We start from the raw sequence: 25306 nt of genomic DNA, 5'->3' as shown, positions 1-25306 counted from the left end.
AAAGGGCAGACCGGGCGGTTAGCTCAGCGGTAGAGCACTACCTTGACATGGTAGGGGTCACAGGTTCGAACCCTGTACCGCCCACCACGCTTCCACAGCGTGGCATCGTTTCCCTTTGACGCCATCCGCAGCATCACGAGGTGGCCCGCGGAAACGCCGGCCGAGCGTGCGACATGAGCACTACCACCGCCTGAACCTGGTACTGCCCGAGGCTCTGCATCCCGTAGGCGCCCTCGTGGCGCTTTTTTCATGCCCGTACACGCCCGGACGCCATCGCGCCGGCGTCACCCAGACCGAGTCCACGCTCCGATGATCACGATCACGCTCCCCGACGGCAGCCGCCGCGAGTTCGAGAACCCCGTTTCCGTCATGCAGGTGGCCCAGTCCATCGGCGCGGGCCTGGCCAAGGCCACCCTGGCAGGTGCGGTGGACGGGAAGCTGGTGGACGCCAGCGACGTCATCGACCACGACGCCAGCTTGCGCATCATCACGCCGAAGGACGAGGAAGGCCTGGAGATCATCCGCCACTCCTGCGCGCACCTAGTCGGCCATGCGGTGAAGCAGCTCTATCCCGACGTGAAGATGGTCATCGGCCCCGTGATAGCCGAGGGCTTCTACTACGACATCCACAGCGAACGCCCGTTCACGCCGGAAGACCTGGCGGCGGTCGAGCAGCGCATGCAGGAACTGATCGCGCAGGACTACGACGTCATCAAGAAGATGACGCCGCGCGCCGAGGTGATCGAGGTCTTCAAGGCCCGCGGCGAGGACTACAAGCTGCGTTTGATCGACGACATGCCCGACGAAACCGCGATGGGCCTGTACTACCACCAGGAATACGTGGACATGTGCCGCGGACCGCACGTGCCCAACACGCGCTTCCTGAAGGCGTTCAAGCTGACCCGCATCTCCGGCGCCTACTGGCGCGGCGACGCCAAGAACGAGCAGCTGCAGCGCATCTACGGCACGGCGTGGGCCGACAAGAAGCAGCTGGAAGCCTATATCCAGCGCATCGAGGAAGCCGAGAAGCGCGACCACCGCAAGATCGGCAAGCAGCAGGAACTGTTCCACCTGCAGGAAGAGGCGCCGGGCCTGGTGTTCTGGCACCCCAAGGGCTGGGCCATCTGGCAGGTGGTCGAGCAGTACATGCGCAAGGTCTACCGCGACAGTGGATACCAGGAAGTGCGCTGCCCGCAGATCCTAGATGTCGCCCTGTGGAAGAAGTCGGGCCACTGGGACAACTACAAGGAAAACATGTTCTTCAGCGAGTCGGAGAACCGCACCTACGCGGTCAAGCCGATGAACTGCCCGGGCCACGTGCAGGTGTTCAACCAGGGCCTGCACAGCTACCGCGACCTGCCGATCCGCTATGGCGAGTTCGGCGCCTGCCACCGCAACGAGCCCTCGGGCGCGCTGCACGGCATCCTGCGCGTGCGCGGCTTCACCCAGGACGATGGCCACATCTTCTGCACGGAAGACCAGATCGAGGCCGAGGTAACGGCGTTCCACCAGCAGGCGTTGAAGGTGTACGCGGACTTCGGCTTCGAGGACATCCAGATCAAGATCGCCCTGCGCCCCGAATCGCGCCTGGGCGACGACGCCACCTGGGACAAGGCCGAGACCGCCCTCCGTGCCGCTCTGCGCAGCTGCGGAGTGGAATGGCAGGAACTGCCGGGCGAAGGCGCCTTCTACGGCCCGAAGATCGAGTACCACCTGAAGGACGCCATCGGCCGCACCTGGCAGTTGGGCACCATGCAGGTCGACTTCATGATGCCGGGCCGCCTGGGGGCCGAGTACGTGGACGAGAACAGCCAGCGCCAGCAGCCGGTCATGCTCCACCGGGCCATCGTCGGCTCCATGGAGCGGTTCATCGGCATCCTGATCGAGCACCATGCTGGTGCATTCCCGTCCTGGCTGGCGCCCCAACAGGCCGTGGTGATGAATATCACCGATGCCCAGGCCGATTATGTGGCCGATGTCCGGAAAACCCTTTCAAATCAAGGGTTCCGGGTGGCGGCCGATTTGCGGAACGAGAAGATCGGCTATAAGATTCGCGAGCACACGCTGCAGCGGGTGCCGTACCTGCTGGTGGTCGGAGACCGCGAGAAGGAAAATGGCGCCATCGCCGTGCGTACGCGTTCCGGGGAAGATCTGGGCACGATGTCCGTCGCCGCCTTCGCCGAACGTTTGCGGAACGAGCACGCTACGCAATAATTGGTTCCGGTCCTTCGCGGACCGGTGCACCCCTCCCTGGAGACCGCAACATCAGCATCCCTGACAACAAGCAAAACCGCAAAAACCACGAGATCCGCGTACCGCGCGTGCGCGTGATCGGTTCGGACGGCGAAATGATCGGCGTGCTCACGCGCGACGAGGCGTTGGCCAAGGCGGAAGACGAAGGACTGGACCTCGTCGAGATCCAGCCCAACGCCGAGCCGCCTGTCTGCAAGATCATGGACTTCGGCAAGTTCAAGTTCGAAGCGCAGAAGAAGGCCAATGAGGCCAAGAAGAAGCAGAAGCAGGTCGAGATCAAGGAACTGAAGTTCCGCCCCGTCACCGACGAGGGCGACTACCAGATCAAGATGCGCAACATCCGCCGCTTCCTGGAAGAAGGCGACAAGGTCAAGGTCAACATCCGCTTCCGTGGCCGTGAGATGAGCCACCAGGAGCTGGGTCGCGAAATGGCCGCGCGCATCGAGGCCGAGCTGGGCGACGAGATAGTCATCGAATCCCGTCCGCGCCTCGAAGGTCGCCAGATGGTCATGATGATCGCCCCCAAAAAGAAGTGATGTCAGCGGCCAAGCCGTTGACACCTGCCGTTCCCCTCGCCCCGCAAGCGGGGAGAGGGCAAAGGGTGAGGGGAAGGCGCCGCAAGGCGCCTTTCTCGCTTTCAGCTCTCCGCTACTGGGCTAAGTAGCCGGATTTGCAAGAAAAAACAGCAGCGGGCATAATACGCGGCCCGGTACGCCGGGAGGCTGCTCGCAGCCGATGGACCCGTTGGAGGTTCCGTTCTGGAATCAACGACTTACAAGCCGATATGGGCAGGGATGGAAAGTGTGGTCGTCAGACTGCCGCCCCGATCAGTGACATAAACCCGTCAAGGACATAGCAATGCCCAAGATCAAGACCCACCGGGCGGCAGCGAAGCGTTTTCGCAAGACCGCATCCGGCAAGTTCAAGGCTGGCCACGCCAACCGCAGCCACATCCTCACCAAGAAAGCGACCAAGCGTAAGCGCGGCCTGCGTGCGACGAATATCATTCGCGCCGAGGACAGCGGCCGTTTGAACCGCATGCTTCCCTACCTCTGAGGATTTGAGACATGGCACGAGTTAAGCGTGGCGTGACGGCGCGTCGTCGTCACAAGAAAGTCCTCCACCTGGCCAAGGGCTACTACAACGCCCGTCGCAAGGTGTTCCGCGTCGCCAAGCAGGCGGTGATCAAGGCGGGTCAGTACGCCTACATCGGCCGCAAGCAGAAGAAGCGCAATTTCCGTTCGCTGTGGATCACCCGCATCAATGCGGCTGCCCGCATCAATGGCCTGAGCTACAGCCGTTTCATGAACGGCCTGCTGAAGGCTGGCATCACCCTGGACCGCAAGGTGCTGGCGGATATCGCCGTGCATGACGCGGCCGGTTTTGCGGCCCTGGCTGAAAAGGCGAAGGGCGCACTCGCGGCGTAAGCCGCGTCTCCACCGTAACAGCACACCGGCAGTCCATCGCCGGGAACACGTGGGGAAGGGCGCGAGTCCTTCCCCATTGTTTTTTGTGGTTTCCGTCTTGTGGGAGCGACGTGAGTCGCGATGGGCATCTGGGCCCCTTCATCGCGACTCACGTCGCTCCCACAAGATGGCCTCCTCTCATGGACATCCAATGAGCGATATCGAATCCCTGTCCACCCAGGCGCTGGCCGACATCGCCGCCGCGCCTTCGCCCGATGCGCTGGAGCATCTGCGCGTCGCGCTGCTGGGCAAGAACGGCAGCGTCACCACGCAGCTGAAGCAACTGGGCGCACTGCCCGCCGATCAGCGCAAGGCTGCGGGCGAAGCCATCAATCGGGCGCGCGATGCCATCGGTGATGCGCTGTCCACGCGCAAGGCCGTGCTGGAAGACGCTGCACTGGATGCCCGTCTGGCCGGCGAAACCGTCGACGTCACGCTGCCCGGCCGCAACGGTACACGCGGCGGCCTGCATCCGATCAGCCGCACGCTGGAGCGCATCGCCGACATCTTCGGCCGCCTGGGCTATGAACTGGCCGATGGCCCCGAGATCGAGGACGATTGGCACAATTTCGAGGCGCTGAATTTCCCGCCGCACCATCCGGCGCGCGCCATGCACGACACGTTCTACTTCGGCGACGGTCGCCTGTTGCGCACGCACACCTCCGGCGTGCAGGTGCGCTACATGGATTCGCACCAGCCGCCGCTGCGCATGATCGCGGCCGGCAAGGTCTATCGCAGCGACAGCGACCAGACGCATTCGCCGATGTTCCACCAGGTCGAAGGCCTGCTGGTGGACGAGCATTCCACCTTCGCCGACCTCAAGGGCACGCTGGCCGAGTTCGTGCGCGCGTTCTTCGAGCGCGATTTCGAGATGCGCTTCCGTCCCAGCTACTTCCCGTTCGTGGAACCGGGCGCCGAGGTCGACATCGCCTGGCAGCAGCCCGATGGCAGCACGCGCTGGCTGGAAGTGCTGGGCTGCGGCATGGTGCATCCCAACGTGCTGCGCAACTGCGGCATTGATCCGGAGCGCTACACCGGCTTCGCATTCGGCCTCGGCGTGGAGCGCTTCGCGATGCTGCGCTATGGCGTCAACGACCTGCGTGCGTTCTTCGAGAACGACGTGCGGTTCCTGCGCCAGTTCGCGTAACGGGCTCGCGCCCACTGCGGTTCCGGCATCACGACACCTGATACATGACGACGGCGGGCCATGGCCCGCCCTACGGATCACGAACGATGAAGTTCTCTGAAAACTGGTTGCGCAGCCACGTTCCGACCCAGGCTACCCGCGCGGAGCTGGCGGCCACATTGACCGCCATCGGCCTGGAGGTCGAAGAGGTCACCGCCCTGGGCGATGGACTGGCGGGTGTGGTGGTCGCGCGCATCGTCGAGTGCGCCAAGCATCCCGAAGCGGACCGCCTGCAGGTCTGCCAGGTGGACGCAGGGCAGGGCGCTCTGCTGCAGATCGTCTGCGGGGCGCCGAATGCGCGTCCCGGCCTGCTGGCGCCGCTGGCGATGGTGGGTGCCAACGTGGGCGGCATCGCGATCAAGGCCGCCAAGCTGCGCGGCGTCGAGTCCAACGGCATGCTGTGCTCGGCCAAGGAACTGGGCATCGATGCGGACGCCTCCGGCCTGCTGGAACTGCCTGCCGATGCGCCGGTCGGTACGCCGATCGCCGATTATCTGGGCCTGCCGGATGCCAGCATCGAGATCAAGCTGACGCCGAACCGCGCTGATTGTTTCAGCGTGCGCGGCATCGCCTATGACGTCGCCGCCTCGCTGGGCAGCGAGGTGAAGCCGCTCGATGCCGCGCCGGTGCCGGCGCAAAGCCAGTCGGAACTCAGCGTCGAACTGGATGCAGGTGAACGCGTGCCGCGCTTCGTCGGTCGGGTGATCGAAGGTGTCGACGCGACGGCGCTGACGCCGGTGTGGATGGTGGAGCGTCTCCGTCGCAGTGGTGTACGACCGATCAGCTTCCTCGTCGATGTCACCCAGTACGTCATGCTGGAACTCGGCCAGCCGATGCATGCCTTCGACAAGGACACGCTGGAAGGTGGCATTGTCGTGCGTCCCGCGCGGGCAGGCGAGACGCTCGCGCTGCTCGACGGGCGCACCGTGACGCTCGATGAGGAGTTCCTGACCGTTTCCGACGGCCGGGGCGGTCGCGCAGCGCGCGCTGTCGCGCTGGGCGGCATCATGGGCGGCCACGACACCCGCGTCACCGATGCCACCCGCAATGTGTTCCTCGAGGCCGCGCACTGGATTCCCTCGGCGATCATCGGTCGCAGCCGCAAGCTCGGCCTGCACACGGATGCCGGCCATCGCTTCGAGCGCGGCGTCGACCCCGAGTTGCCGCGCATTGCCGTGGAGTACGCCACCCGGCTGATCATGGACGTCGCCGGTGGCGTCCCGGGTCCGGTCACCCAGGCGGACCTGCCCGAACATCTGCCGAAGCCGGCGAGCATCCTGTTGCGCCGTGCGCGTGTCGCACGCGTGCTGGGCGTCGAGATTCCGGACCTGGAGATCGAACGCATCCTGCACGCGCTGGGCTTGCAGGTCGTGGCCGTCGCCGACGGTTGGAGCGTGGTTGCGCCCAGCCGGCGCTTCGACATCGCCATCGAGGAGGACCTGATCGAGGAACTGGCACGCATCCACGGCTACGACCGCGTGCCGACCACGCTGCCGGGTGGTGCGACCCGCATCGCGGCCCCGAGTGAGACCCGCGTCGAGGCCGGCACCGTGCGTCGGCATCTGGCGGCCCGCGACTATCTGGAAACAGTCAATTTCGCTTTCGTCGATGCCCAATGGCTGGCGCAGTGGAACGCGGCCGATGGTGCCGTGCCGCTGGCGAACCCGCTCAGCGCCGAGCTGGCGGTGATGCGTACGCGACTGCTGCCCGGGCTGGTGGCAGCGTTGCAGCGCAACGCCGCGCGCCAGGCCGGACGGATCCGCCTGTTCGAGATCGGCAACGTGTTCCATGCGCCAACGCGGGCGGGCGGTGCGCCGGTCGAATCGCTGCGCCTTGCCGCCGCGATCGCTGGCGAGGCGGCGGCCGAGCAGTGGGGCGCCCCTTCGCGCAAGGTCGATTTCCATGACCTCAAGGGCGACCTCGAGAGCGCGGCGGCACTGGCCGGCGCCACCCTCGAATTCCGCCCCTCGCGTGCCGCTCACGGCCACCCCGGCCGCTCGGCCGACATCTACCGCGATGGCGCCTGCATCGGCTGGATCGGGCAACTGCATCCGCGCCTGCAGCGCCAGTGGGACCTGGACGCCGACGTGGTCGCGTTCGAACTGGATCTGGGCCCGCTGACCGCGCGTGCGTTGCCGCGCGCCACGGAGCTGTCCCGGTACCCGTCCGTCCGCAGGGACCTCGCGTTCGTCGTCGCCGAGGAGGTGTCCTGGGCAGCGCTTGGCGATACGGTGAAAGCTGCCGCAGGGCCGCTGCTGCGCGATGTCCAGTTGTTCGACCGGTATGTCGGGCAGGGGGTCGAATCAGGTCAAAAGAGTCTCGCTATGGGCTTGATTTTGCAGGACAACTCACGCACTCTCACAGAAGACGACGTGGCGCAGGTAGTGGCGGCCGTCGTGGCCGCGATCAGCGCCTCGCATGGCGCGAAGATCCGCGGATGACCGATATGAAGGCAGTGGCAGGGCCGGTGACGGCCGCAATGGGGATGCAGTAGTCCATGGCATTGACGAAGGCGGAGATGGCCGAGCGTCTTTTCGACGAGGTCGGCCTGAACAAGCGCGAGGCGAAGGAATTCGTCGACGCCTACTTCGACGTGCTGCGCGAGGCCCTGGAACAGGGCCGGCAGGTGAAGCTGTCGGGGTTCGGCAATTTCGACCTGCGCCGCAAGAACCAGCGTCCCGGCCGCAACCCCAAGACCGGTGAGGAAATCCCGATCTCGGCACGGACGGTGGTGACCTTCCGGCCGGGCCAGAAACTCAAGGAGCGGGTGGAGACCTATGCTGGATCCGGGCAGTAACCGCGAGCTTCCGCCGATCCCGGCCAAGCGCTACTTCACCATCGGTGAGGTCAGCGAGCTGTGCGACGTGAAGCCGCATGTACTGCGGTACTGGGAGACGGAATTCCCCAGCCTCGAACCCGCCAAGCGCCGCGGCAACCGGCGCTACTACCAGCGCCATGACGTGCTGATGGTGCGGCAGATCCGCAGCCTGCTGTACGAACAGGGCTACACGATCGGCGGTGCGCGCCTGCGCCTGGAGGGTGAGGGTGCCAAGCAGGAGGCTGCGTTGAGCCACCAGATCGTGCGCCAGGTGCGCATGGAACTGGAAGAAATCCTGCAGTTGCTTCGCCGGTGATGCATGGCGGCGCTCCTGCTGGGAGACGCCGAGGAATTCCGGCTATAATGCGCGACCCGTCGCAAGGCGGGCCGATCCGCGAGATTCGGGGCGTAGCGCAGCCTGGTAGCGCATCTGCCTGGGGGGCAGAGGGTCGTCGGTTCAAATCCGGCCGTCCCGACCAATCGCGGTTCGACATCAAGCCTGCGCTCACGCGTGGGCTTTTTTGTGCCCGCCGCGCGCCGCTGGCGATGGCTGGTCCCGTCCATCGTGTACAGGAAGGCCCATGCACCCACGCGCCGAAGAACTGATCCGCACGTTGCAGCTGGTACCGCATCCCGAGGGCGGGCACTTCCGTCGCGTCTACGAATCGACCAAGCGCACGGAGGTGAACGGGATCGAGCGGCCCACCCTCACCGCCATCAAGTTCCTGTTGCCCGAAGGCGTCGTGACGCGCTGGCATCGTGTTGACGCGACCGAGGTCTGGGACTGGCACGAAGGGAATGCGATGGAACTGTCGATGTTCGATCCGGAGCAGCGCACGTTGACCCGTGTACAACTGGATACGTCGGCCCGCGGGGGACAGTCCAGCCAGGTGGTCCCGGCGGGCGTCTGGCAGAGCGCGCGCTCGCTTGGCCATTTCACCCTGGTGGATTGCTCCGTGTCGCCGGGTTTCAGCTGGAAAGGTTTCGAACTGATGCAGAGCGGCAGCGATGCCGAACGCACGCTGCGCGAGGCCGGCGGCAAAGTCGCCTGAACGAATCCCCCCGCGGCAACGTGCCGTCGCGCACGATGCGTGGTTGCCGACGGCACACTCTGGCGGATTCTTCCGATGGAGTCTCAGGGATGCGTCTGTCGCTTTGCGGGATGCTGTGCGTATCGTTGTTGATCGTGCCGGGCGCAGGTGCGCAGGAGGCCGGGGAAGCGCCGGCCGCAGCGGAGACTGGCGTGATCGAGATGGATGCCGTCGTCGTGGCGGGCGTGCAGCCGGGGCCGGGCCTGTGGAAGGTGCGTCGTGGCGACCATCTGCTGTACGTGCTGGGAACCCAGTCACCGCTGCCGAAGCACATTACCTGGCGATCGGACGAGGTCGACCAGGTCCTGCGGATCGCGGATGAAGTCCTGGCTTCGCCCGGCATCACCGTTGATGCCGACGTCGGCTTCTTCCGGGGACTGACGCTGCTGCCTTCGGCCATGAAAGCCTCCAGGAATCCGGACGGGCAGAAACTCCAGGAAGTCCTGCCTGCGGATCTCTATGCTCGCTGGAGTGCGCTCAAGCAGCGGTACATGGGGCGCGATGGCGGTGTAGAGAAGAAGCGCCCGTTGATCGCCGCTTACCAGCTCTACACCGAAGCGCTGTCCGATTCCGGCCTGCGCGAGGGCGGAGTCATCGATCCTGTCATCGACGCAGCGCTGAAACAGCGCAAGATGAAGCGCACTCCCACGTTGCTGAAGCTCAAGCTGGAAGATCCACGCGCCGCGCTGGCGGATTTCCGGAAGGAAACGCTCAAGCCCGAAGACCTGGTCTGCTTCAGCAGGACGCTGGATGTCATCGAACGCGATCTGCCGCAGGTGGCGGCGCGGGCCAATGCGTGGGCGGTGGGCGACTGGCCCGCGCTGCGCTCGAGTTCCAGACAGGATTGGCAGCAGGCGTGCGCCACGGCCTGGTTCAACACCGAAACGGCGCGCAAGCGCGGCATCTCCGACGTCGAGGCCCGCATGCAGGCGCGCTGGATGGACGTCGCCGAGGGGGCACTAGAAAAGAACCGCATCACGTTCGCCACCTTGCCCGTCTGGCAGCTGGTCAAGCCGGGCGGCTATCTGGCCGCCCTCCAGGCCAGGGGTTACGAGGTGGAAGCGCCCGAATGATCAGGCGCCATGGAGCGATCAGCCTGCCGCAGTGAGTGCGGGCTGGCCTGCGCCAAGTTGCGGCCAGCGCTTCAGCACGCTGGCACGGATGCCGGCGGCATCGATGCCGGCTTCGGCCAGCAGGTCCTCGCGGCTGGCGTGGTGCTGGAATTCGTCCGGCAGGCCGAGATGCAGCACGGGCAACGTCACGCCTTCGGCGCTCAGGAGCTCGGCCACGCCGGAACCCGCGCCACCCATCACGACGTTGTCCTCGATGGTGACGAAACCCTCGTGGCTCTTGGCGAGGTCCATCAGCAGCGCACGATCCAGCGGCTTCACGAAGCGCATGTTCACCACGGTCAGGCCCAGTGCGCGGCCAACGTCTTCCGCCGCCGTCACGGTGGAGCCGAACGCGAGCAACGCGACGCGACTGCCACGCACGCGCAGGTCCGCCTTGCCGATCGGCAGCGTGTCCAGGTTCGACTCGATGGCTACGCCCGGGCCGGTGCCGCGCGGGTAGCGCACGGCCGCCGGTCCGTTGAAGTGGTAGCCGGTGCTCAGCATCTGCCGGCACTCGTTCTCGTCCGCCGGCGCCATCACCACCATGTGCGGCACGCAGCGCAGGTAGCTCAGGTCCAGATTGCCGCCATGCGTGGCGCCGTCCGGCCCGACCACACCGCCGCGGTCGATGGCGAACAGGACATCGAGCTTCTGGATGGCCACGTCGTGCACGAGCTGGTCATAGCCGCGCTGCAGGAAGGTGGAATAGATCGCGACCACCGGCTTGCTGCCTTCGCAGGCCATGCCGGCCGCCAGCGTCACCGCATGCTGCTCGGCGATGGCGACGTCGAAGTAGCGCTCGGGATACTCCTTGCTGAAGCGCACCAGGCCCGAGCCTTCGCGCATCGCCGGGGTGATCCCCAGGAGTTTCGGCTCCGCGGCGGCCATGTCGCACAGCCAGTCACTGAAGATGTCGGTGTAGGTGGGCTTCTTCGCGCCGCCCTTGCTGACCAGGCCTTTCTCCGGATCGAATGGCCCCACCGCGTGATAGCCGATCTGGTCGCCTTCGGCCAGTTCGTAGCCTTTGCCCTTGGTGGTCAGGATGTGGAGCAACTGCGGACCCTTGAGGGTCTTCAGTGTCTTCAGCGCGCCGACCAGCGCCTCCACATCGTGGCCGTCGATCGGGCCGGTGTAGTGGAAGCCCATCTGCTCGAACAGCGTGGACGGCACGAACATGCCCTTCCAGTGCTCTTCCCAGCGACGCATGAAACGGGCGGGCGGCTTCTTCTTGTCGCCGAGCAGCTTCTTGCCGCCCTCGCGCAACGCATTGAGGGTACGGCTGCTGCTCAGGCGGCCCAGCATCTTGGTCAATCCGCCGACGTTTTCGGAGATCGACATCTGGTTGTCGTTGAGGATCACCAGCAGGTTCGGCTCGGGCTCCATGCCGCCGGCGTGGTTGAGCGCCTCGAACGCCATGCCGGCGGTCATCGCGCCATCGCCGATCACCGCCACCACCTTGCGGTCGTCGCCCTGTTGTGCGAGTGCGATGGCCATGCCGAGCGCAGCGGAAATGGACGTGGAGGAATGACCCACGCCGAACGTGTCGTACTCGCTTTCCTCACGCTTCGGGAACGGCGCCACGCCATCCTTCTGCTTGACCGTGTGGATGGTGTCGCGGCGGCCGGTCAGAATCTTGTGCGGGTAGGTCTGGTGGCCCACGTCCCACACCAGCCGGTCACGTGGTGTCTCGAACAGGTAATGCAGCGCGACCGTCAGTTCGATGACCCCCAGTCCCGCACCGAAATGCCCCCCGCTCCGGCCCACCGACTCGATCAGGTAGCCACGCAGTTCCTCCGCGATCGCGGGCAGTTCGGATTCATCGAACTGGCGCAGATCGGCCGGGATCTGGATGCGGGAAAGGCGGGGGTAGCGGTCGGGGTCGATCATCGGGCGCAAGCTTCGTCTGAGCCGTTATTGTCCCCCCCCGATGTGAAGTGGGGCAAGCAAGCGCGTGAAGCAGGCGTGTGGTCGGCCGGGTCGGTTCAGCAATCGCCGTGAAGGCGAGGCGCCACGTTCAGGCGGAGAGCTTGGACTTCCTGGGCAGTTGCGCCTTCAGGAAGGCCATCTGGTCCGCCAGGATGTTGCGGTTGGACAGGATCAGGTGCTCGATCCAGCTGGGCCGGTACGGCACGGCGAGCAGGGGCATGTGGGCCTGCTGCGGCGTGCGGTTGCTCTTGCGCGAATTGCAGTGGAAGCAGGCCGTCACCACGTTTTCCCAGATGTCCCGGCCGCCCTTGGACAGCGGCAGCACGTGGTCGCGGGTCAGGTGCGGACGCGAGTACTCATGCCCGCAGTACAGGCACAGGTGTGCGTCGCGGGCGAACAGCGCGGTATTGGTCAGCGTGGGTGTGGGCGAGAGCGCATGTGCACGGGCATGTCCGCGGGACGCGACGATGGGGTGCAGTTCGATCAGGCTCTGCTCGCCGGTAAGCCTGGAGAGGCCTCCGCGCACGTGCAGGCAGGGGTCACCGAGCGTCCAAGCCACGGCCCCGCGGGCGTACAGACAGGTGGCGTCCTGCCAGTTGATCCAGTCGAGCACGCGGCCGTGCGCGTCGAGCGACAGCAGTCGCAAGGCGGCGGGGTGTGGACGGGGGGACGACGGAGACGGGACCGGTGAATGATGGGGACCGGTCCGGACCAGGTGAAGCTGAGCTCTGTCTGCTTCCATGGAGGAGCAGGTTATACCCAAATGTTGACGAAATGTGTATATCGCGCGGGCATTTCGTCGGAGGAGCGCGCCGACCGCGCTCCTCCACTGCCCGGATCAGTCGCCGAAGCGCTCGGCATCCATCGCCATCAGCGTGTCTGCCCCGGATTCGATGGCAGCCGCGTGCGCCAGCGTGCGCGGCAGGATGCGACCGAAGTAGAAGCGCGCGGTTTCGCGCTTCGCCTGCCTGAAGGCATCGCCATGCGCGGATGCGTCGGCCGCAGCCACGCTGCGGGCCCACCAGTAGGCCAGCACCACGTAGCCGGAGTAGAACAGGTAGTCCGTGCTGGCCGCGCCGATCTCTTCCGGGTTCGCTGCAGCACGCTCGAGCACCTTCTTCGTCAGTGCCGCCCACTCGGCCGCCTTCTGCTGCAGCGGGTCGATGAACTCGCGCAGCGCAGCGTCGTCCTTGTGGGTCTGTGCGAAGGCGTGCACATCGGCCAGGAACAGCTTCAGGCCCGCAGCCTGTGTCGACGCCGTCTTGCGGCCCATCAGGTCCAGCGCCTGGATGCCGGTCGTGCCTTCGTACAGCGTGGTGATGCGCGCATCGCGCGCCAGCTGTTCCATGCCGTGCTCGTGGATGTAGCCGTGGCCGCCGAAGCACTGCAGCGCATGGTAGGTGTTCTCGATGCCCCATTCGGTCTGGCAGGCCTTGGAGATCGGCGTCAGGAAGCTGACAAGTGTGTCGGCGCGCTCGCGTTCCGCCGGGTCCTCTGCGTGGTTCGCGACATCGATCAGCGTGCCGGCATGCAATGCGAGCAGGCGGCTGCCTTCCACCAACGACTTGACCGTCAGCAGCATGCGGCGCACGTCCGGATGGACGATGATCGGGTCGGCGGGCTTGTCAGGGGCCTTCGGGCCGCTCAGTGAGCGCGTCTGCAGGCGTTCACGCGCGTAGCGCAACGCATTCTGGTATGCGCGCTCGCTCAGGCCGATGCCCTGCAGGCCCACGCCGAGGCGCGCGGTGTTCATCATGGTGAACATCGCCTGCAGGCCCTTGTGCGGCTGGCCCACCAGATAGCCCTGCGCGCCATCGAAGTTCATCACGCAGGTCACCGATGCCTTGATGCCCATCTTGTGTTCGATGGAACCGCAGTGCACTGCGTTGCGTTCGCCCACGCTGCCATCGCGAGCGACCTTGAACTTCGGCGTGACGAACAGCGAAATGCCCTTGGCGCCCGGCGGGGCATCGGGCAGTTTTGCCAGCACCAGGTGCACGATGTTGTCAGTGAAGTCGTGCTCGCCCGCGGTGATGAAGATCTTGGTGCCGGTGATGGCGTAACTGCCGTCGGCGTTCGGTTCCGCCTTTGTCTTCAACAGGCCCAGGTCGGTGCCGCAATGCGGTTCGGTCAGGCACATGGTGCCGGTCCAGCGGCCCTCCACCAGCGGCTTCAGGAAGACCTCGCGCTGCCAGTCTTCGCCATGGTGCTTGAGGGCTTCGACAGCGCCGTGCGACAGCAGCGGGAAATTGCCCCACGCCAGGTTACTGGCATTCACCAGCTCGTTGAGCGGCACACCCATCGTATGCGGCAGGCCCTGTCCGCCGAAGTCGGGCGAGGCGGTCAGGCCGGTCCAGCCGCCCTCGACGAACTGCGCGTAGGCCGCCTTGAAGCCCGGTGGCGTGGTGACGTCGCCGGTGGTCTTGTCGAACGTACTGCCGACTTCGTCGCCGACGCTGTTGAGCGGTGCCAGCACGGTCTCGGCGAAGCGGGCAGCTTCATCCAGCACGGCATCGAGGATGTCGCGCGTCGCCTCGGTGTAGCCCAGGCGCTGGAACAAGGGTTCCACGCCCAGCACGTCGTACAGGGCGAAGCGGAGATCGGTCAGGGGAGCTTTGTAGGACGCAGGCATGCAGGTTCTCGAAAAGGCATGTAGAGGGAGGCGGCGTAGCTCAGCGCAGCACGCCGTCCAGGCCGGGGACCGGGTTCAGTGTGCTGCGGGCATCGATGTCGAACGTGCGGGGTTTCGCTTCTTCCGGCGTCGCACTGGCACTGCCTTTCAATGCGTAGGGCAGGGCGCGGCGACCAGCGAGGGCATCGGCCACCACGATGCGGCCGGCGCTGTTGGGTGCGAATGCCACCGTAACCACGTCGGCCGATTCGGGTCCAACGGAAAGGCCTGGCGTGGCGCGCAGCTTGCCCGCGCTCTGGTCGCCGACTTGCACGTCCATCTCGACGGTGTCGAAACGCATCGGAATGCTGCTGTAGTTCTGCAGGCGCAGGTCCACGGACCACTGGCCGTCGGCCTTCACCGTGAGCTGCTGCACGCTGACGGCGGGATCGGAAACGCGTCGGACCATGCCATCGCCGCAACCTGCCAGCAGCGCGGTTGCCGCCAGAAGGGCCAACAGGGAAATACGCCTCGTCATGCCGCTGCTCCATGGGAGAAGACGGCAGGATACTACGGCGTATGGCGCCCCGTATGACACGATGCCATCGACCTCAGTCCTGTTGCACTGCGTCAGGCTTCCAGACGAAAGTCGCCACGCTCCGGGCGGGTAGCGTGTAGCCGAACGCGTGCCCGGCGTGTGCCACCGAGAAGTGGCGCGACTGCTTGGCTTCGTTGGCCACCAGCAGGACCAGCGACCCATCGTCGGCATTGCGGAAAGCCACGTTGTCCAGGCCGGCGGTGGCATCGCTGGAGGCGATCCGGCGCGCCCCGGGACGCACGAAGCGGCTCGCGTGCGCCAGTGCGTAGTACTCATCGGTGCGGGTGACCGCGCCGGTGCGGGAGTCGATGGTGACCACGCCGCGGCAGGTATGGCAGCCCCCCGCATAGGGACCGTTGTTCTCATCCAGTGCCAGGTTCCAGAACAGGGCGCCGCGGGCCCAGTGCCTCGCGCTGCGGATGATGATGTTCTTCATCTGTAAGGGCAGTCCCCCGCTGCGCACCGGCTCCCAGTCGCCGCCGGAACACTCGGTCATGTACGCGTCCTTGTCGGGAAACGCATCACGCACGGGGGTCTGTGCGGAGACTTCACCGCCATAGCAATGCCAGGCGACGGCATCGACATGCGGATTCGCCTTCGGGTCGGACAGCACGCCGAGCGGTTCTTCCGGTTTGTCCCAGTTGTGGTCCCAGTCGAAGATCAGCGGGCCGGCGCCGCGTGCCGCGATCATCGGCCCGAGATGGTCGCCGATCAGTCGCGCGCGCGCCGGCGCATTGATCCGCATCCCGGGATAGTCCTTGGGTTCGTAGTCCGGTTCATTCTGTACGGTGAGCGCGAAGATCGGGATGCCTTCGGCAGCGTAGGCATCCACATACTTCAGCAGGTAGCGCGAGAATGCATCGTAGTACTCCGGCAGCAGGCGACCCTGGATCAGGCTGTTGCTGTCCTTCATCCAGCCAGGCGCGCTCCACGGCGACGCCATGATCTTCAATTGTGGATTGATCGCCAGCATCGCGCGCGCCACCGGGATCACGTCGCCACGGTTCGGTGCGATGCTGAAATGCTCCAGGGCGGGATCCGGCTTGCCATCCGGGGTGTCGGCCAGGCTGTAGTGGTGGCGCGAGAAATCCGACGCGCCGATGGTCAGTCGCGAGAAGCTCAGCCCAAGGCCGCCATTCCCGCGCCCGAACAATTCCTTCAGAAGGGCGTCGCGCTGCCGGTCGTCGAGTTTGTTCTGGATCAGCCACGCGGATGAATCGGTCAGCGATGCGCCGAACCCGACCATTTCCTGGTAGCGCTGCGCATCGTCGACAAGGATCTTCGTTGTTGCGGAGGCTTCCATTCCGAAGCGCGCCGGCGTTGATGGCGCCATCGCCATCGTGTGATCGGCAGTGGTGATCCACACCGCGACGTCCGGCCCCTGCGATGCGGATGCCAAGGGGGCGGTGGACGAGGCCAGCATGAAGAGGCTGGTGAGCAGCGTGCGGGAGCGCTTCCGGGACGTGGTGTTCATGCAGTGATTCCTTCCTGTTGCAGGTGTCGATGCTTTCGGCGAACCCTTCCCGGACTCCGCGCAAAGCGGGTGCTGCATTGCAGCGAGATTTCTCGTGTGAGTCGACGCGCATCGAGCAAATTCAATCGTGTGCGCGAATGCATGTCGTGGATGTTAGGAATTTGTTGACAGTCCATTGGAGCTTGTATATGACAGCGCTGTCAACCACGGTCGGAGAGGGACCCAGATGAAGCATTCGAACCCCACAGCGGGTGTTGCCCCGCATGCGCGACGTCGCGCCCTGCGCAAGCAGACGCTGGCCATGGCGTGCTGCCTGGCATTGGCGTTCCCGCTTGCCGCACAAGCCCAGCAGGCGGAGCAAGCCGCAGACCAGACAGTCGAGACGCTCGACACGGTGAAGGTCACCGGCATCCGTGCCGCCATCGCGAGCGCGGTGGAAACCAAGAACGAGTCCACGTCGATCGTGGAGGCGATCTCGGCGGAAGATATCGGCAAGCTGCCCGACATCAGCATCGCGGATTCGATTTCGCGCCTGCCTGGCCTGACCATGCAGCGCGTCGATGGACGCGCGCAGGTGATCCATATCCGCGGCATGTCGGAGCAATTCGCGGGCACGCTGTTGAACGGGCGCGAACAGGTCACGACCGGCGACAACCGCGGTGTCGAGTTCGACCAGTACCCGGCCGAACTGGTCAGCGGCGTGACCGTATACAAGACGCCGGATGCTTCTCTGGTTGGACAAGGCCTGTCCGGTACCGTGAACATGCAGACCGTGCGGCCGTTGGATTTCAGCGAACGCCGGATCGTGTTCAGTGGTCAGGGGGAGTCCAACTCGCTGGGCGACCTGACGGCCGGCGGTGACGACAAGGGCTACCGCGTTTCCGCGTCCTACATCGATCAGTTCGCCAATGACACGGTCGGCCTCGCCATCGGCGTGGCGCGCATGAATTCCCCTTTCCAGGAAAAGCATTACAAGTCCTGGTGGTGGGCCAATACCGATATGTGGGGCACGCCGCAGGACGGCAAGCCGGCTGATGCGATCGCGCTGCAGGGAGCCGAGGGTTGGGTCAAGTCGCGCGACATGACGCGCGACGGCGTGATGGCGGTGCTGGAGTTCAAGCCCAACGACACGTGGCACAGTGTGTTGGACGCTTATCACTCCAAGTTCGACCAAGGCGAGTGGATGCGTGGCGTGATGTGGACCAACGATCCGTGGTGGAACGGTGGGGCGGCGGACTACTCCAACGTCGGCACGACGGACTACCACGGCACACCGGTCGTCACGAGCGGTACCTTGAGCGGTATCCAGCCCCTGGTGCGCAACGATGACAACCGGCGCGAGTCGAAGCTCGATTCCTTCGGCTGGAACAACGAATTCAAGTTGGGAGCATGGACCCTGGGAGCCGACGCGAGTTACTCGCGCGCCGAAATCGAAGAGTCGAAGCTGGAGGCCTATGCGGGCATGCTGGGCGGCGTGACGACGGATTTCCGCATCCCGTTGTCGCCGGGTTATGCCCACTATGCGTTGCCCGACATGTCCGATCCAAACGCCGTGTACCTTAGCGATCCGCAAAGTTACGGGCGTGAAGCACGCCTGGAGGACTCGCGACAGAAGGACGAACTGAAGGCCTTCCGGCTCTCGGTCAACCGTGCGGTCGAGTCGTCCGATTTCCTTCGCAGCTGGGATGCGGGCTTCAACTACAGCAAGCGGACCAAGAGCAAGAGCGCTGACGTGTACTTCGGCCTCCTGCGGAATGATCGCGAACCCACCCTGGTCGACCCCTCGCTGCTGCTGGCGCCGACCGATCTGGGCTTCGCCGGAATGGGCCGGGTGCTGACATTCAATCCCCGCGCGCTGCTGTCCCGTTACTACGATGTCGCCCTGAACGAGGACAACAACGACCTCCAGAAGGATGCGATCACCGAAGAGCAGATCAAGACCTTCTATTTCAAGGCCAATCTGGACATGGATATCACGGATGCCGTGCGCCTGCGCGGCAACGCCGGCGTCCAGTACATCCGCACCGAGCAGACATCCCAGGGTGTCTATTTCGACCCGACCGGCATGCACATCGGCTCGGCAGGCGCATCGTACGGCGACATCCTGCCCAGCTTGAATCTTGTGCTGGACTTCGGAAACGGCTGGAACGTGCGGTACGGCATGGCCAAGGAACTGATGCGTCCGCGCATCAACGACATGGGCGCCTATGCCAGCGTCGGCCTGTCGGATGGCAGTACCGGTCCCCGCGTGTGGTCCGGCAGCGGCGGCAATCCGTCGCTGGAACCGTATCGCGCCAATGCGATCGACCTGTCGATCGAGAAGTACTTCGGTGCCGCCAGCTACGTGGCACTGGCCGGCTTCTACAAGAACCTCGATTCGTACGTTTATACCCGGAACATTCCCTGGGATTTCTCCGGTTACGATTACACCGGCGCCGCACCGCCGTCGAACTTGGGCGAATTCTCCACACCGGCCAACGGCACCGGCGGTTACATGCGTGGCGTCGAAGTCAGTACCGCACTCGGTGGCGACCTGATCAACCCGGCGCTGGATGGCTTTGGCCTGCTGGTGAACGCCTCCTACACCGAGTCGTCGATCGATCCGGATGGTCCCGACCAGGGTTCCAGCACCGACACGTTCCCCGGCCTGTCCAAGATCGTCGCCAATGCCACGGTCTACTATGAGAAGCATGGGTTCTCGGCGCGAGTCAGCCAGCGCTATCGCGACAAGTACCGTGGCGAATACAGCAGCCTGTTCGGTCAGCGCGTGTACCGTTACACGCTCAGCGAGCGCACCGTCGACCTGCAACTGGGCTACGACTTCCCGGAATCCAGCCGCCTGTCGGGCTTGTCGATCCTCTTCCAGGTGAACAACGTCAATAACGAGCCCTTCCGCACTGAAGTCAGTTCCGGCACACATTCGGACCTGTTCTTCCCGGAGGAGTACACGGAGTACGGCCGACAGTACCTGCTCGGCTTCCGCTACAAGCTGTGACCGCGCGTCGCGATTGAACGCCGCAATACCTGACGGGATGCGGGGCGTGCCCCCGCGTCCCGTCGGATTTTTCGGCGCGGCGCGGATCCTGTCGAGGATCGCGTGCGTGCCGCCATATAGAGGGAGATGCGAGTGAAGCCGATCCGAATGACCCTGCTGGGGGCCAGCCTGTTAGCCTGCCTGTCGTGTACCGGCCAGAAGGATGCCGCCGACACCAAGCCCGTTGCTTCCGCCGCCGAATCGGCCGAGCTGAAGGACTGGCCGGCGCTGAAGAGCCGGTTCGCCCAGGACCCCGCTATCGAAGCACGCGTGGCCGAGATCCTCGCCAGCATGACGCTGGAGCAGAAGGTCGGGCAGATGGTGCAGCCGGAGATCAAGGCCATCACGCCGGATGAAGTGCGCCAGTACTACATCGGCTCGGTGCTCAACGGCGGCGGTTCGTGGCCGGCGATGAACAAGCAGGCGAAGGTCGAAGACTGGGTCAAGCTCGCCGACGCGTATTACGACGCCTCCATGGGCACCGACGCCAAGATCCCCGTGCCGGTGATCTGGGGCACGGACGCCGTGCACGGGCACAGCAACGTCTATGGCGCCACCATCTTCCCGCACAACATCGGCCTGGGCGCCGCGCATGACGTCGAACTGATCGAACGTATCGCCGAAGCCACCGGACAGTCCACTCGTGCAACCGGTGTGGCGTGGACGTTCGCGCCCACCGTCGCCGTAGCGCAGAACGCGCGCTGGGGCCGCACATATGAGAGCTATTCCTCGCAGCCTGCGCTCGTGCGCGAGTACGCGACCGCCTACGTGAAGGGCATGCAGGGCATGTTGGACAAGGACGGCAACGTCGTCGCCACCGCCAAGCACTTCATTGGCGATGGCGCCACCGAGGGCGGCAAGGACCAGGGCAACGCGCTGGTCACGCAGGCGCAGATGATCAACATCCACGGCCAGGGCTACTACGGCGCCATCGAAGCCGGCGTGCAGACGGTGATGGCCTCGTTCAACAGCTGGAACGATGTCGCGGCCGGCAAGGACTACGGCAAGATGCATGGCACGCGCGATCTGCTGACGGTGGCGCTGAAGGAGAAGATGGGCTTCGACGGCTTCGTCGTTTCCGACTGGAACGGCATCGGCCAGGTCACCGGCTGCACCGACGACAGTTGCCCGCAGGCCATCAACGCCGGCATCGACATGGTGATGGTGCCGGACAAGTGGAAGAACTTCATCGCCAACACGATCGCACAGGTGAAGTCGGGCGAAATCCCTCAGGCACGCATCGATGATGCAGTCACCCGCATCCTGCGGGTCAAGCTGCGCGCCGGACTGTGGGACCACAAGCCGTCCGCCAGCCAGCATGCCGGCAAGCTGGAATCGCTGGTGCACCGCGACCTGGCCCGTCGCGCCGCGCGCGAGTCGCTGGTGCTGCTGAAGAACGACGGTGGCGCGTTGCCACTGAAGAAGGGCCAGCGCGTGCTGCTGGTCGGCAAGAGCGCCGACAGCATCTCCAACCAGACCGGGGGCTGGTCACTGACCTGGCAGGGCACCGACAACACCAACGCCGACTTCCCGAATGCCGACAGCATCGCGGCCGGCCTGCGGGAGCAGCTGGGCGAGGCGAATGTGCAGCTGCGCGACAGCGCCGAAGGCGTGGACCCGGCGACCTACGACGTCATCGTGGCCGCCATCGGCGAGACGCCCTACGCCGAGACCAATGGCGACATCGTGCCGTCCGATACGATGGCGCACAGCCGCCGCCACCCGGAAGATCTGGCCACGCTGAAGGCGGCGGCTGCCAGCGGCAAGCCGGTCGTCACCGTGTTCCTGTCTGGCCGCGCGCTGTACGCCAACGACCTGATCAATCTGTCCAGCAGTTTCGTCGCCGCCTGGCTGCCCGGCACGGAAGGCAAGGGCGTCACCGACGTGCTGGTCGCGGGCGCCGACGGCAAGCCGGCGCATGATTTCCGCGGCAAGCTGACGTTCCCATGGCCGGCCGTCGCGTGTCCGAAGGCCGACAGCACGCCCCAGTTCGCACTGGATACCGGCCTGCGCTATGGCGACAGTGGTCGTGTGGGCAAGTTGCCGGAAGACAGCACGACCCGTTGCGGTGATGCGACCACGCTGGGCATCTTCAAGCAGTCCGACATCGCACCCTTCACCCTGCAGATGGCTGCGGGCAGCGAAGAGAAGGCGGTGGGTTCCGACATGAATGCCACGCAGCGCTGGCCGCAGGCGAAGCCTGCGCTGCAGATTGGAACGGTGCAGGTCAACACGCAGCAGGACGCCAAGGAGGTGACCTGGCTGGCGCCGGCACGCTTCTTCGCCCGCAATCCTTCGAAGAACAACCTCGCGGCGATGGCCACCGCGCGTGGCGTGGTGCAGTTCGACGTGGTGGTGAAACAGGCGCCGGTCAAACCCGTGCAGTTCACGCTGGGGTGCGGTGCCAACTGCGGTGCGAGCCTCGACCTGACGGCGACGTTCTCCGGCGATGCGGTCGGCAGGAAGCAGACCGTCAAGGTGCCGCTGGCCTGCTTCGGCAAGCTCGGAGCGGACCTGACCGGCGTGGATACGCCTTTCAGCATCGCCGCCGATGCTCCGTTCGTTGCCGCGTTCACCAATATCCAGGTGGTCGCCGGTGCGGCGGATGGCGCCGATGTGGTGAAGTGCGCGCAGTGAGTGTCCTGCGCCTTGCGGCCGAGCCGCAGGGCGCTGACGCAGTGCAAGTTGCAATCGCGCGGCGGCCCCGTAGGCTGGCCGTTCCGTCCGGATCCCATACCAGCAGGCATACCAATCCATGACCACACAAACCACCCGATGGTCGCAGTTCGGCGTGCTGATCACCGTGTTCTTCTTCTGGGGCTTCGTTGCGGCGAGCAACGACATCCTGATCCCGGTGTTCAAGAAGGCCTTCGACCTGACGCAGGCGCAGAGCCAGTATGTCGCCGTTGCGTTCTACGTGGCGTATACCGTCGGGTCGCTGATCTACGTGGCGATTTCCAAGGTCATCGGGCTCGATCTGCTCAACAGGATCGGCTACAAGAACGGCATCTGCCTGGGGCTGGTGATATCCGCGTTGGGCACGCTGCTGTTCTACCCTGCTGCCAACACCGGTTCGTTCAGCCTGATGCTGTCGGGCCTCTTCATCGTCGGCCTGGGATTTTCGCTGCAGCAGATCGCGGCCAATCCGCTGGCCATCGTCATCGGTGATCCCAAGACCGGTGCGCAGCGATTGACCCTGGCGGGCGGCATCAACAACTTCGGCACCACCATCGGGCCGCTGCTGGTGAGCGTGGCGATCTTCGGCAGCGTGCTGACCGGAAACACCGAAGCCAGCATCGAAAGCGTGAAGACGCCGTACCTGGTGCTGGGCGTCGCCTTCATCCTGGTGGCGATCTTCCTGAAGTTCTCCTCGGTGCCCAACCACATCGACCTGGAGAAGCTGTCCGAGACCGAAGCCCAGGACAGCAGCAAGCTGATCCACAAGAAGTCGGCGCTGGGCTACCCGCAGCTGGTATTGGGCATGCTGGCGATCTTCGTCTACGTCGGCGTGGAGGTGTCCACCATCAGCAACCTGCCGGCCTATCTCGAGTCGCCCGAAGGTCTGGGCCTGGATACGTCGCAGATCGCCCCATTCGTGTCGCTCTACTGGGCCAGCCTGATGATCGGCCGCTGGGGCGGCGCGGCGGGTGCGTTCAATGTGGGAGCGGGCGCGAAGCGCTGGCTGACGCTGCTGCTGCCGTACGTGGCGTTCGCTGTGTTCCTGGCAGTCAACGCCATCATGAAGCATGACGTCTCGCAGTTCCTTGGCTACGCCGCCGTCATCGTGTTGATGATCCTCGCGACCCTGGCCAGCAAGGGCAATCCGGCACGCATGCTGCTGTACTTCTCCATCTGCGGCATTGCCGCGCTGCTGATCGGCATGTTCACCACCGGCTGGACCAGCGTGGTGGCCTTCATCAGCGTCGGCCTGTTCTGCAGCACCATGTGGCCGTGCATCTTCGCGCTGGCCATCACCGGGCTGGGCAACAACACCAACCAGGGCAGCAGCCTGCTGATCATGATGATCATGGGGGGCGGCTTCGTCAGCCTTGCCCAGGGTGCGCTGGCCGACAAGGTCGGCGTCCATTTCAGCTTCATCGTCGGCGTGGCGTGCTTCGCTTACCTTGTGTTCTATGCGATCGCCGCGACCCGTACGCTGCGCAACCAGGGCATCGATCTGGACAAGCTGGCCGCCGGCAACGGCCATTGAGTGCGGTGCGCGCCGGAGAGAGGCCGGCGCGCATCCCCCAAGCCACCGGGCCACTCTCCAGCCCGGTGGCTTTTCTTTTTGGTTGCCGTCCCTTTGTCCTCGCGCGCTAAGGAACAACATCGCCCTCCTGGGTCTGGCTTCCGGGGCAGGCATGGCGACGAAGGACGTAGACGGCTGCGTCGATGGAGACTGTGGTGGGCTCCAGGAAGTGCGATCGCTGCGCGCCGGCCGGCGTGGATGGACGGGCCGGCGGCGTGACGGATGGGACATGGCGCAGGCCCGCGGCGGGGGCAAGACTGCAGAACTTCCGCCGGAGTCACGCCCATGTTGCCGCGCCTGTCATGCCTGCTTCTTTCGCTTGTTGCCTTCCACGCCACGGCGCAGGAAGCCCCGACCCGCGAACACTTCGCCACTCCCGGCCACGAAGCGGCGTACCACGACTGGCACTACACGCCCGTGGTGAAAGTGGGCGACATGGTGATCGTGTCCGGCATTCCCGCCGCCGGCCCGGGGACGTACGAAGAAAAGGTGCGTCGCATGTTCGTGGCGCTGGGCAAGCAGCTGGCACAGGCCGGCGCCACCTATGCCGACGTCGTGGAACTGACGACATTCCACACCGGCCCGACTGATCCACAGAGCTTCCAGGTCGAGTTCGCCCGCTTCGCCCCGATCCACCACGAGTTCTTCCCCGCGAACTACCCCGCGTGGAGTGCGGTCGGCACGAGCGCGCTGCTCGCACCCGGTGCGGTGGTGGAGATGCGCGCGGTGGCGATGATCGGATCCGGGCGTGCGCCGAAGGCGGACATTCCGAAGCCGAAGCCGCGCCCGGCAACGCCCTGAGTGCGCGCTGGCGTCAGCGTGCCACGGTGTCGTTGCGTTTGGCCAGCATGTCTTCGATCAGGTCCAGGATCTCCGCCAGGCTGATGCCGTAGGCGCCGGCCTGGCCCGCGTCGAAGGCCTGCTTCCACTGGTCGTAGCCTTCCAGGTAGACCGGGTCGATGGCGCCCTGGCCGACCAGTTCGGCGCCACTGCGTTCCAGCACCTGGCCGATGATCGGCAGGTGGGCGAAGGTGGTGATGACGCCTGCGCGCAGGCCGGGATGTCGGATGCGTGCTTCGCTCACGCTGACGTGCAGGATTTCGCCGCCCAGCGGGTGCGGATCGATGCGATTGATCGTCAGTACCGGTGTCTCCCTGGCGCCGCGACCACGGCAGCGCCAGCGTTGGCCGACCGCATAGAGGGCGGAGGCAGGGGCATTCGTCATGGAGATCGAGAGCGGCTGGGACGGGGCCGCTCAGGATAGACAGGCTATGGCGAGCTGGGCGCGGCGCGGTGGCATGAAGGCTTGAATGACCCGATGCGGCAAAGTGGAGGCGATATCGGAGGGGAGCTGGAACCCCACGATGGGCGCGTTGAGCCGGGTTGATCGGGTACGACCCTTGCGCATACAAGGTCCGGAAAGCGTGGCGTCCCTCCGGTGGCGGACGATGGGGAACGTATTTGTCCGGATCGGACCGCACTCGGCGA

General features: G+C 65.2%; 20 protein-coding genes and 2 tRNA genes. 16 read left to right on the top strand and 6 right to left on the bottom strand.

Going from position 1 to position 25306, the window contains the following annotated elements; translation table 11 throughout:
- The first annotated feature begins 12 nt into the window (after positions 1-12).
- The 12 genes from AC3DET_RS03895 (at position 13) to AC3DET_RS03840 (ending at position 9887) form a co-directional block, all read left to right on the top strand.
- Positions 13-87 (top strand) — tRNA-Val (locus AC3DET_RS03895).
- Positions 88-309: 222 nt separating this feature from the next.
- Positions 310-2214, top strand: a complete 1905-nt coding sequence (gene thrS, locus AC3DET_RS03890) for a threonine--tRNA ligase (protein WP_488390765.1) — start codon at positions 310-312, stop codon at positions 2212-2214.
- Positions 2215-2264: 50 nt separating this feature from the next.
- Positions 2265-2789 carry a translation initiation factor IF-3 gene (infC, locus tag AC3DET_RS03885; RefSeq protein WP_233210880.1) on the top strand — a complete coding sequence of 175 codons (525 nt, stop codon included), beginning with the start codon at positions 2265-2267 and terminating at the stop codon, positions 2787-2789.
- Between the two features lie 322 nt (positions 2790-3111).
- Positions 3112-3309, top strand: coding sequence for a 50S ribosomal protein L35 (rpmI, locus tag AC3DET_RS03880; protein ID WP_014160066.1), 198 nt, complete (start codon positions 3112-3114; stop codon positions 3307-3309).
- Between the two features lie 11 nt (positions 3310-3320).
- Positions 3321-3680, top strand: a complete 360-nt coding sequence (rplT, locus tag AC3DET_RS03875; protein ID WP_337730361.1) for a 50S ribosomal protein L20 — start codon at positions 3321-3323, stop codon at positions 3678-3680.
- A gap of 190 nt (positions 3681-3870) precedes the next feature.
- Positions 3871-4866 (top strand): phenylalanine--tRNA ligase subunit alpha, encoded by a 996-nt coding sequence (gene pheS, locus AC3DET_RS03870; RefSeq protein WP_337730360.1) that lies wholly within the window; start codon positions 3871-3873, stop codon positions 4864-4866.
- 86 nt (positions 4867-4952) lie between these two features.
- Positions 4953-7346: a phenylalanine--tRNA ligase subunit beta gene (gene pheT, locus AC3DET_RS03865; protein WP_488390764.1), complete on the top strand. Its 2394-nt coding sequence runs from the start codon at positions 4953-4955 to the stop codon at positions 7344-7346.
- 56 nt (positions 7347-7402) lie between these two features.
- The gene (locus AC3DET_RS03860) at positions 7403-7702 is read left to right on the top strand and encodes an integration host factor subunit alpha (protein ID WP_055936063.1); all 300 of its coding nucleotides are present in this window, start codon (positions 7403-7405) and stop codon (positions 7700-7702) included.
- Positions 7683-8039 carry a MerR family transcriptional regulator gene (locus tag AC3DET_RS03855; protein WP_056878218.1) on the top strand — a complete coding sequence of 119 codons (357 nt, stop codon included), beginning with the start codon at positions 7683-7685 and terminating at the stop codon, positions 8037-8039. The genes AC3DET_RS03860 and AC3DET_RS03855 overlap by 20 nt, the downstream gene beginning before the upstream one ends.
- 86 nt (positions 8040-8125) lie before the next feature.
- Positions 8126-8202 (top strand) — tRNA-Pro (locus AC3DET_RS03850).
- Between the two features lie 102 nt (positions 8203-8304).
- Positions 8305-8775, top strand: coding sequence for a cupin domain-containing protein (locus AC3DET_RS03845; protein ID WP_337730358.1), 471 nt, complete (start codon positions 8305-8307; stop codon positions 8773-8775).
- Positions 8776-8864: 89 nt separating this feature from the next.
- Positions 8865-9887: a TraB/GumN family protein gene (locus tag AC3DET_RS03840; RefSeq protein ID WP_488390763.1), complete on the top strand. Its 1023-nt coding sequence runs from the start codon at positions 8865-8867 to the stop codon at positions 9885-9887.
- A gap of 18 nt (positions 9888-9905) precedes the next feature.
- Here AC3DET_RS03840 and dxs read toward each other — a convergent pair whose 3' ends face one another.
- From dxs to AC3DET_RS03815, 5 genes are all read right to left on the bottom strand, one after another.
- On the bottom strand, positions 9906-11813 hold the full coding sequence (gene dxs, locus AC3DET_RS03835; RefSeq protein ID WP_488390762.1) for a 1-deoxy-D-xylulose-5-phosphate synthase: 1908 nt from the start codon (positions 11811-11813) through the stop codon (positions 9906-9908).
- 127 nt (positions 11814-11940) lie between these two features.
- Positions 11941-12594, bottom strand: a complete 654-nt coding sequence (locus AC3DET_RS03830; RefSeq protein WP_192200495.1) for an HNH endonuclease — start codon at positions 12592-12594, stop codon at positions 11941-11943.
- A gap of 96 nt (positions 12595-12690) precedes the next feature.
- The gene (locus AC3DET_RS03825) at positions 12691-14484 is read right to left on the bottom strand and encodes an acyl-CoA dehydrogenase C-terminal domain-containing protein (protein ID WP_488390761.1); all 1794 of its coding nucleotides are present in this window, start codon (positions 14482-14484) and stop codon (positions 12691-12693) included.
- A gap of 40 nt (positions 14485-14524) precedes the next feature.
- Positions 14525-15001 carry an LEA/WHy family protein gene (locus tag AC3DET_RS03820; RefSeq protein ID WP_446537560.1) on the bottom strand — a complete coding sequence of 159 codons (477 nt, stop codon included), beginning with the start codon at positions 14999-15001 and terminating at the stop codon, positions 14525-14527.
- A gap of 73 nt (positions 15002-15074) precedes the next feature.
- Positions 15075-16535, bottom strand: a complete 1461-nt coding sequence (locus AC3DET_RS03815; protein ID WP_488390760.1) for a glycoside hydrolase family 30 protein — start codon at positions 16533-16535, stop codon at positions 15075-15077.
- A gap of 226 nt (positions 16536-16761) precedes the next feature.
- Here AC3DET_RS03815 and AC3DET_RS03810 point away from each other — a divergent pair, with 226 nt between their 5' ends.
- The 4 genes from AC3DET_RS03810 to AC3DET_RS03795 all read left to right on the top strand — a co-directional run bounded on the left by AC3DET_RS03810 (position 16762) and on the right by AC3DET_RS03795 (position 24619).
- Positions 16762-19530 (top strand): TonB-dependent receptor, encoded by a 2769-nt coding sequence (locus AC3DET_RS03810; RefSeq protein ID WP_488390759.1) that lies wholly within the window; start codon positions 16762-16764, stop codon positions 19528-19530.
- Positions 19531-19662: 132 nt separating this feature from the next.
- A complete protein-coding gene (locus AC3DET_RS03805) occupies positions 19663-22206 on the top strand; it encodes a glycoside hydrolase family 3 protein (protein WP_488390758.1) in 2544 nt (847 codons plus the stop codon).
- A gap of 118 nt (positions 22207-22324) precedes the next feature.
- A complete protein-coding gene (locus AC3DET_RS03800; RefSeq protein ID WP_142123725.1) occupies positions 22325-23779 on the top strand; it encodes an MFS transporter in 1455 nt (484 codons plus the stop codon).
- Positions 23780-24103: 324 nt separating this feature from the next.
- Positions 24104-24619 carry a Rid family hydrolase gene (locus AC3DET_RS03795; RefSeq protein WP_488390757.1) on the top strand — a complete coding sequence of 172 codons (516 nt, stop codon included), beginning with the start codon at positions 24104-24106 and terminating at the stop codon, positions 24617-24619.
- A 13-nt stretch (positions 24620-24632) separates the two neighbouring features.
- On the opposite strand, the gene AC3DET_RS03790 is transcribed toward AC3DET_RS03795, so the two are convergent.
- Positions 24633-25043, bottom strand: coding sequence for a hypothetical protein (locus tag AC3DET_RS03790; protein WP_488390756.1), 411 nt, complete (start codon positions 25041-25043; stop codon positions 24633-24635).
- Positions 25044-25306 lie beyond the last annotated feature (263 nt).

This window comes from Pseudoxanthomonas sp. 97-1-1 (assembly GCF_057773125.1).
The sequence above is the reverse complement of the archived record's forward strand: the minus strand, read 5'-3'. Positions and strand labels throughout refer to the sequence as shown.

Bases quoted from the DNA above. Each gene is read 5' to 3' on its own strand.
- AC3DET_RS03795 (WP_488390757.1), top strand. From the start codon at position 24,104: ATGTTGCCGCGCCTGTCATGCCTGCTTCTTTCGCTTGTTGCCTTCCAC.
- AC3DET_RS03825 (WP_488390761.1), bottom strand. From the start codon at position 14,484: ATGCCTGCGTCCTACAAAGCTCCCCTGACCGATCTCCGCTTCGCCCTG.
- rplT (WP_337730361.1), top strand. From the start codon at position 3,321: ATGGCACGAGTTAAGCGTGGCGTGACGGCGCGTCGTCGTCACAAGAAA.
- pheS (WP_337730360.1), top strand. From the start codon at position 3,871: ATGAGCGATATCGAATCCCTGTCCACCCAGGCGCTGGCCGACATCGCC.
- rpmI (WP_014160066.1), top strand. From the start codon at position 3,112: ATGCCCAAGATCAAGACCCACCGGGCGGCAGCGAAGCGTTTTCGCAAG.
- AC3DET_RS03810 (WP_488390759.1), top strand. From the start codon at position 16,762: ATGAAGCATTCGAACCCCACAGCGGGTGTTGCCCCGCATGCGCGACGT.
- AC3DET_RS03830 (WP_192200495.1), bottom strand. From the start codon at position 12,594: ATGGAAGCAGACAGAGCTCAGCTTCACCTGGTCCGGACCGGTCCCCAT.
- AC3DET_RS03845 (WP_337730358.1), top strand. From the start codon at position 8,305: ATGCACCCACGCGCCGAAGAACTGATCCGCACGTTGCAGCTGGTACCG.
- dxs (WP_488390762.1), bottom strand. From the start codon at position 11,813: ATGATCGACCCCGACCGCTACCCCCGCCTTTCCCGCATCCAGATCCCG.
- AC3DET_RS03800 (WP_142123725.1), top strand. From the start codon at position 22,325: ATGACCACACAAACCACCCGATGGTCGCAGTTCGGCGTGCTGATCACC.
- AC3DET_RS03820 (WP_446537560.1), bottom strand. From the start codon at position 15,001: ATGACGAGGCGTATTTCCCTGTTGGCCCTTCTGGCGGCAACCGCGCTG.
- AC3DET_RS03815 (WP_488390760.1), bottom strand. From the start codon at position 16,535: ATGAACACCACGTCCCGGAAGCGCTCCCGCACGCTGCTCACCAGCCTC.
- AC3DET_RS03855 (WP_056878218.1), top strand. From the start codon at position 7,683: ATGCTGGATCCGGGCAGTAACCGCGAGCTTCCGCCGATCCCGGCCAAG.
- thrS (WP_488390765.1), top strand. From the start codon at position 310: ATGATCACGATCACGCTCCCCGACGGCAGCCGCCGCGAGTTCGAGAAC.
- AC3DET_RS03860 (WP_055936063.1), top strand. From the start codon at position 7,403: ATGGCATTGACGAAGGCGGAGATGGCCGAGCGTCTTTTCGACGAGGTC.
- AC3DET_RS03790 (WP_488390756.1), bottom strand. From the start codon at position 25,043: ATGACGAATGCCCCTGCCTCCGCCCTCTATGCGGTCGGCCAACGCTGG.
- pheT (WP_488390764.1), top strand. From the start codon at position 4,953: ATGAAGTTCTCTGAAAACTGGTTGCGCAGCCACGTTCCGACCCAGGCT.
- AC3DET_RS03840 (WP_488390763.1), top strand. From the start codon at position 8,865: ATGCGTCTGTCGCTTTGCGGGATGCTGTGCGTATCGTTGTTGATCGTG.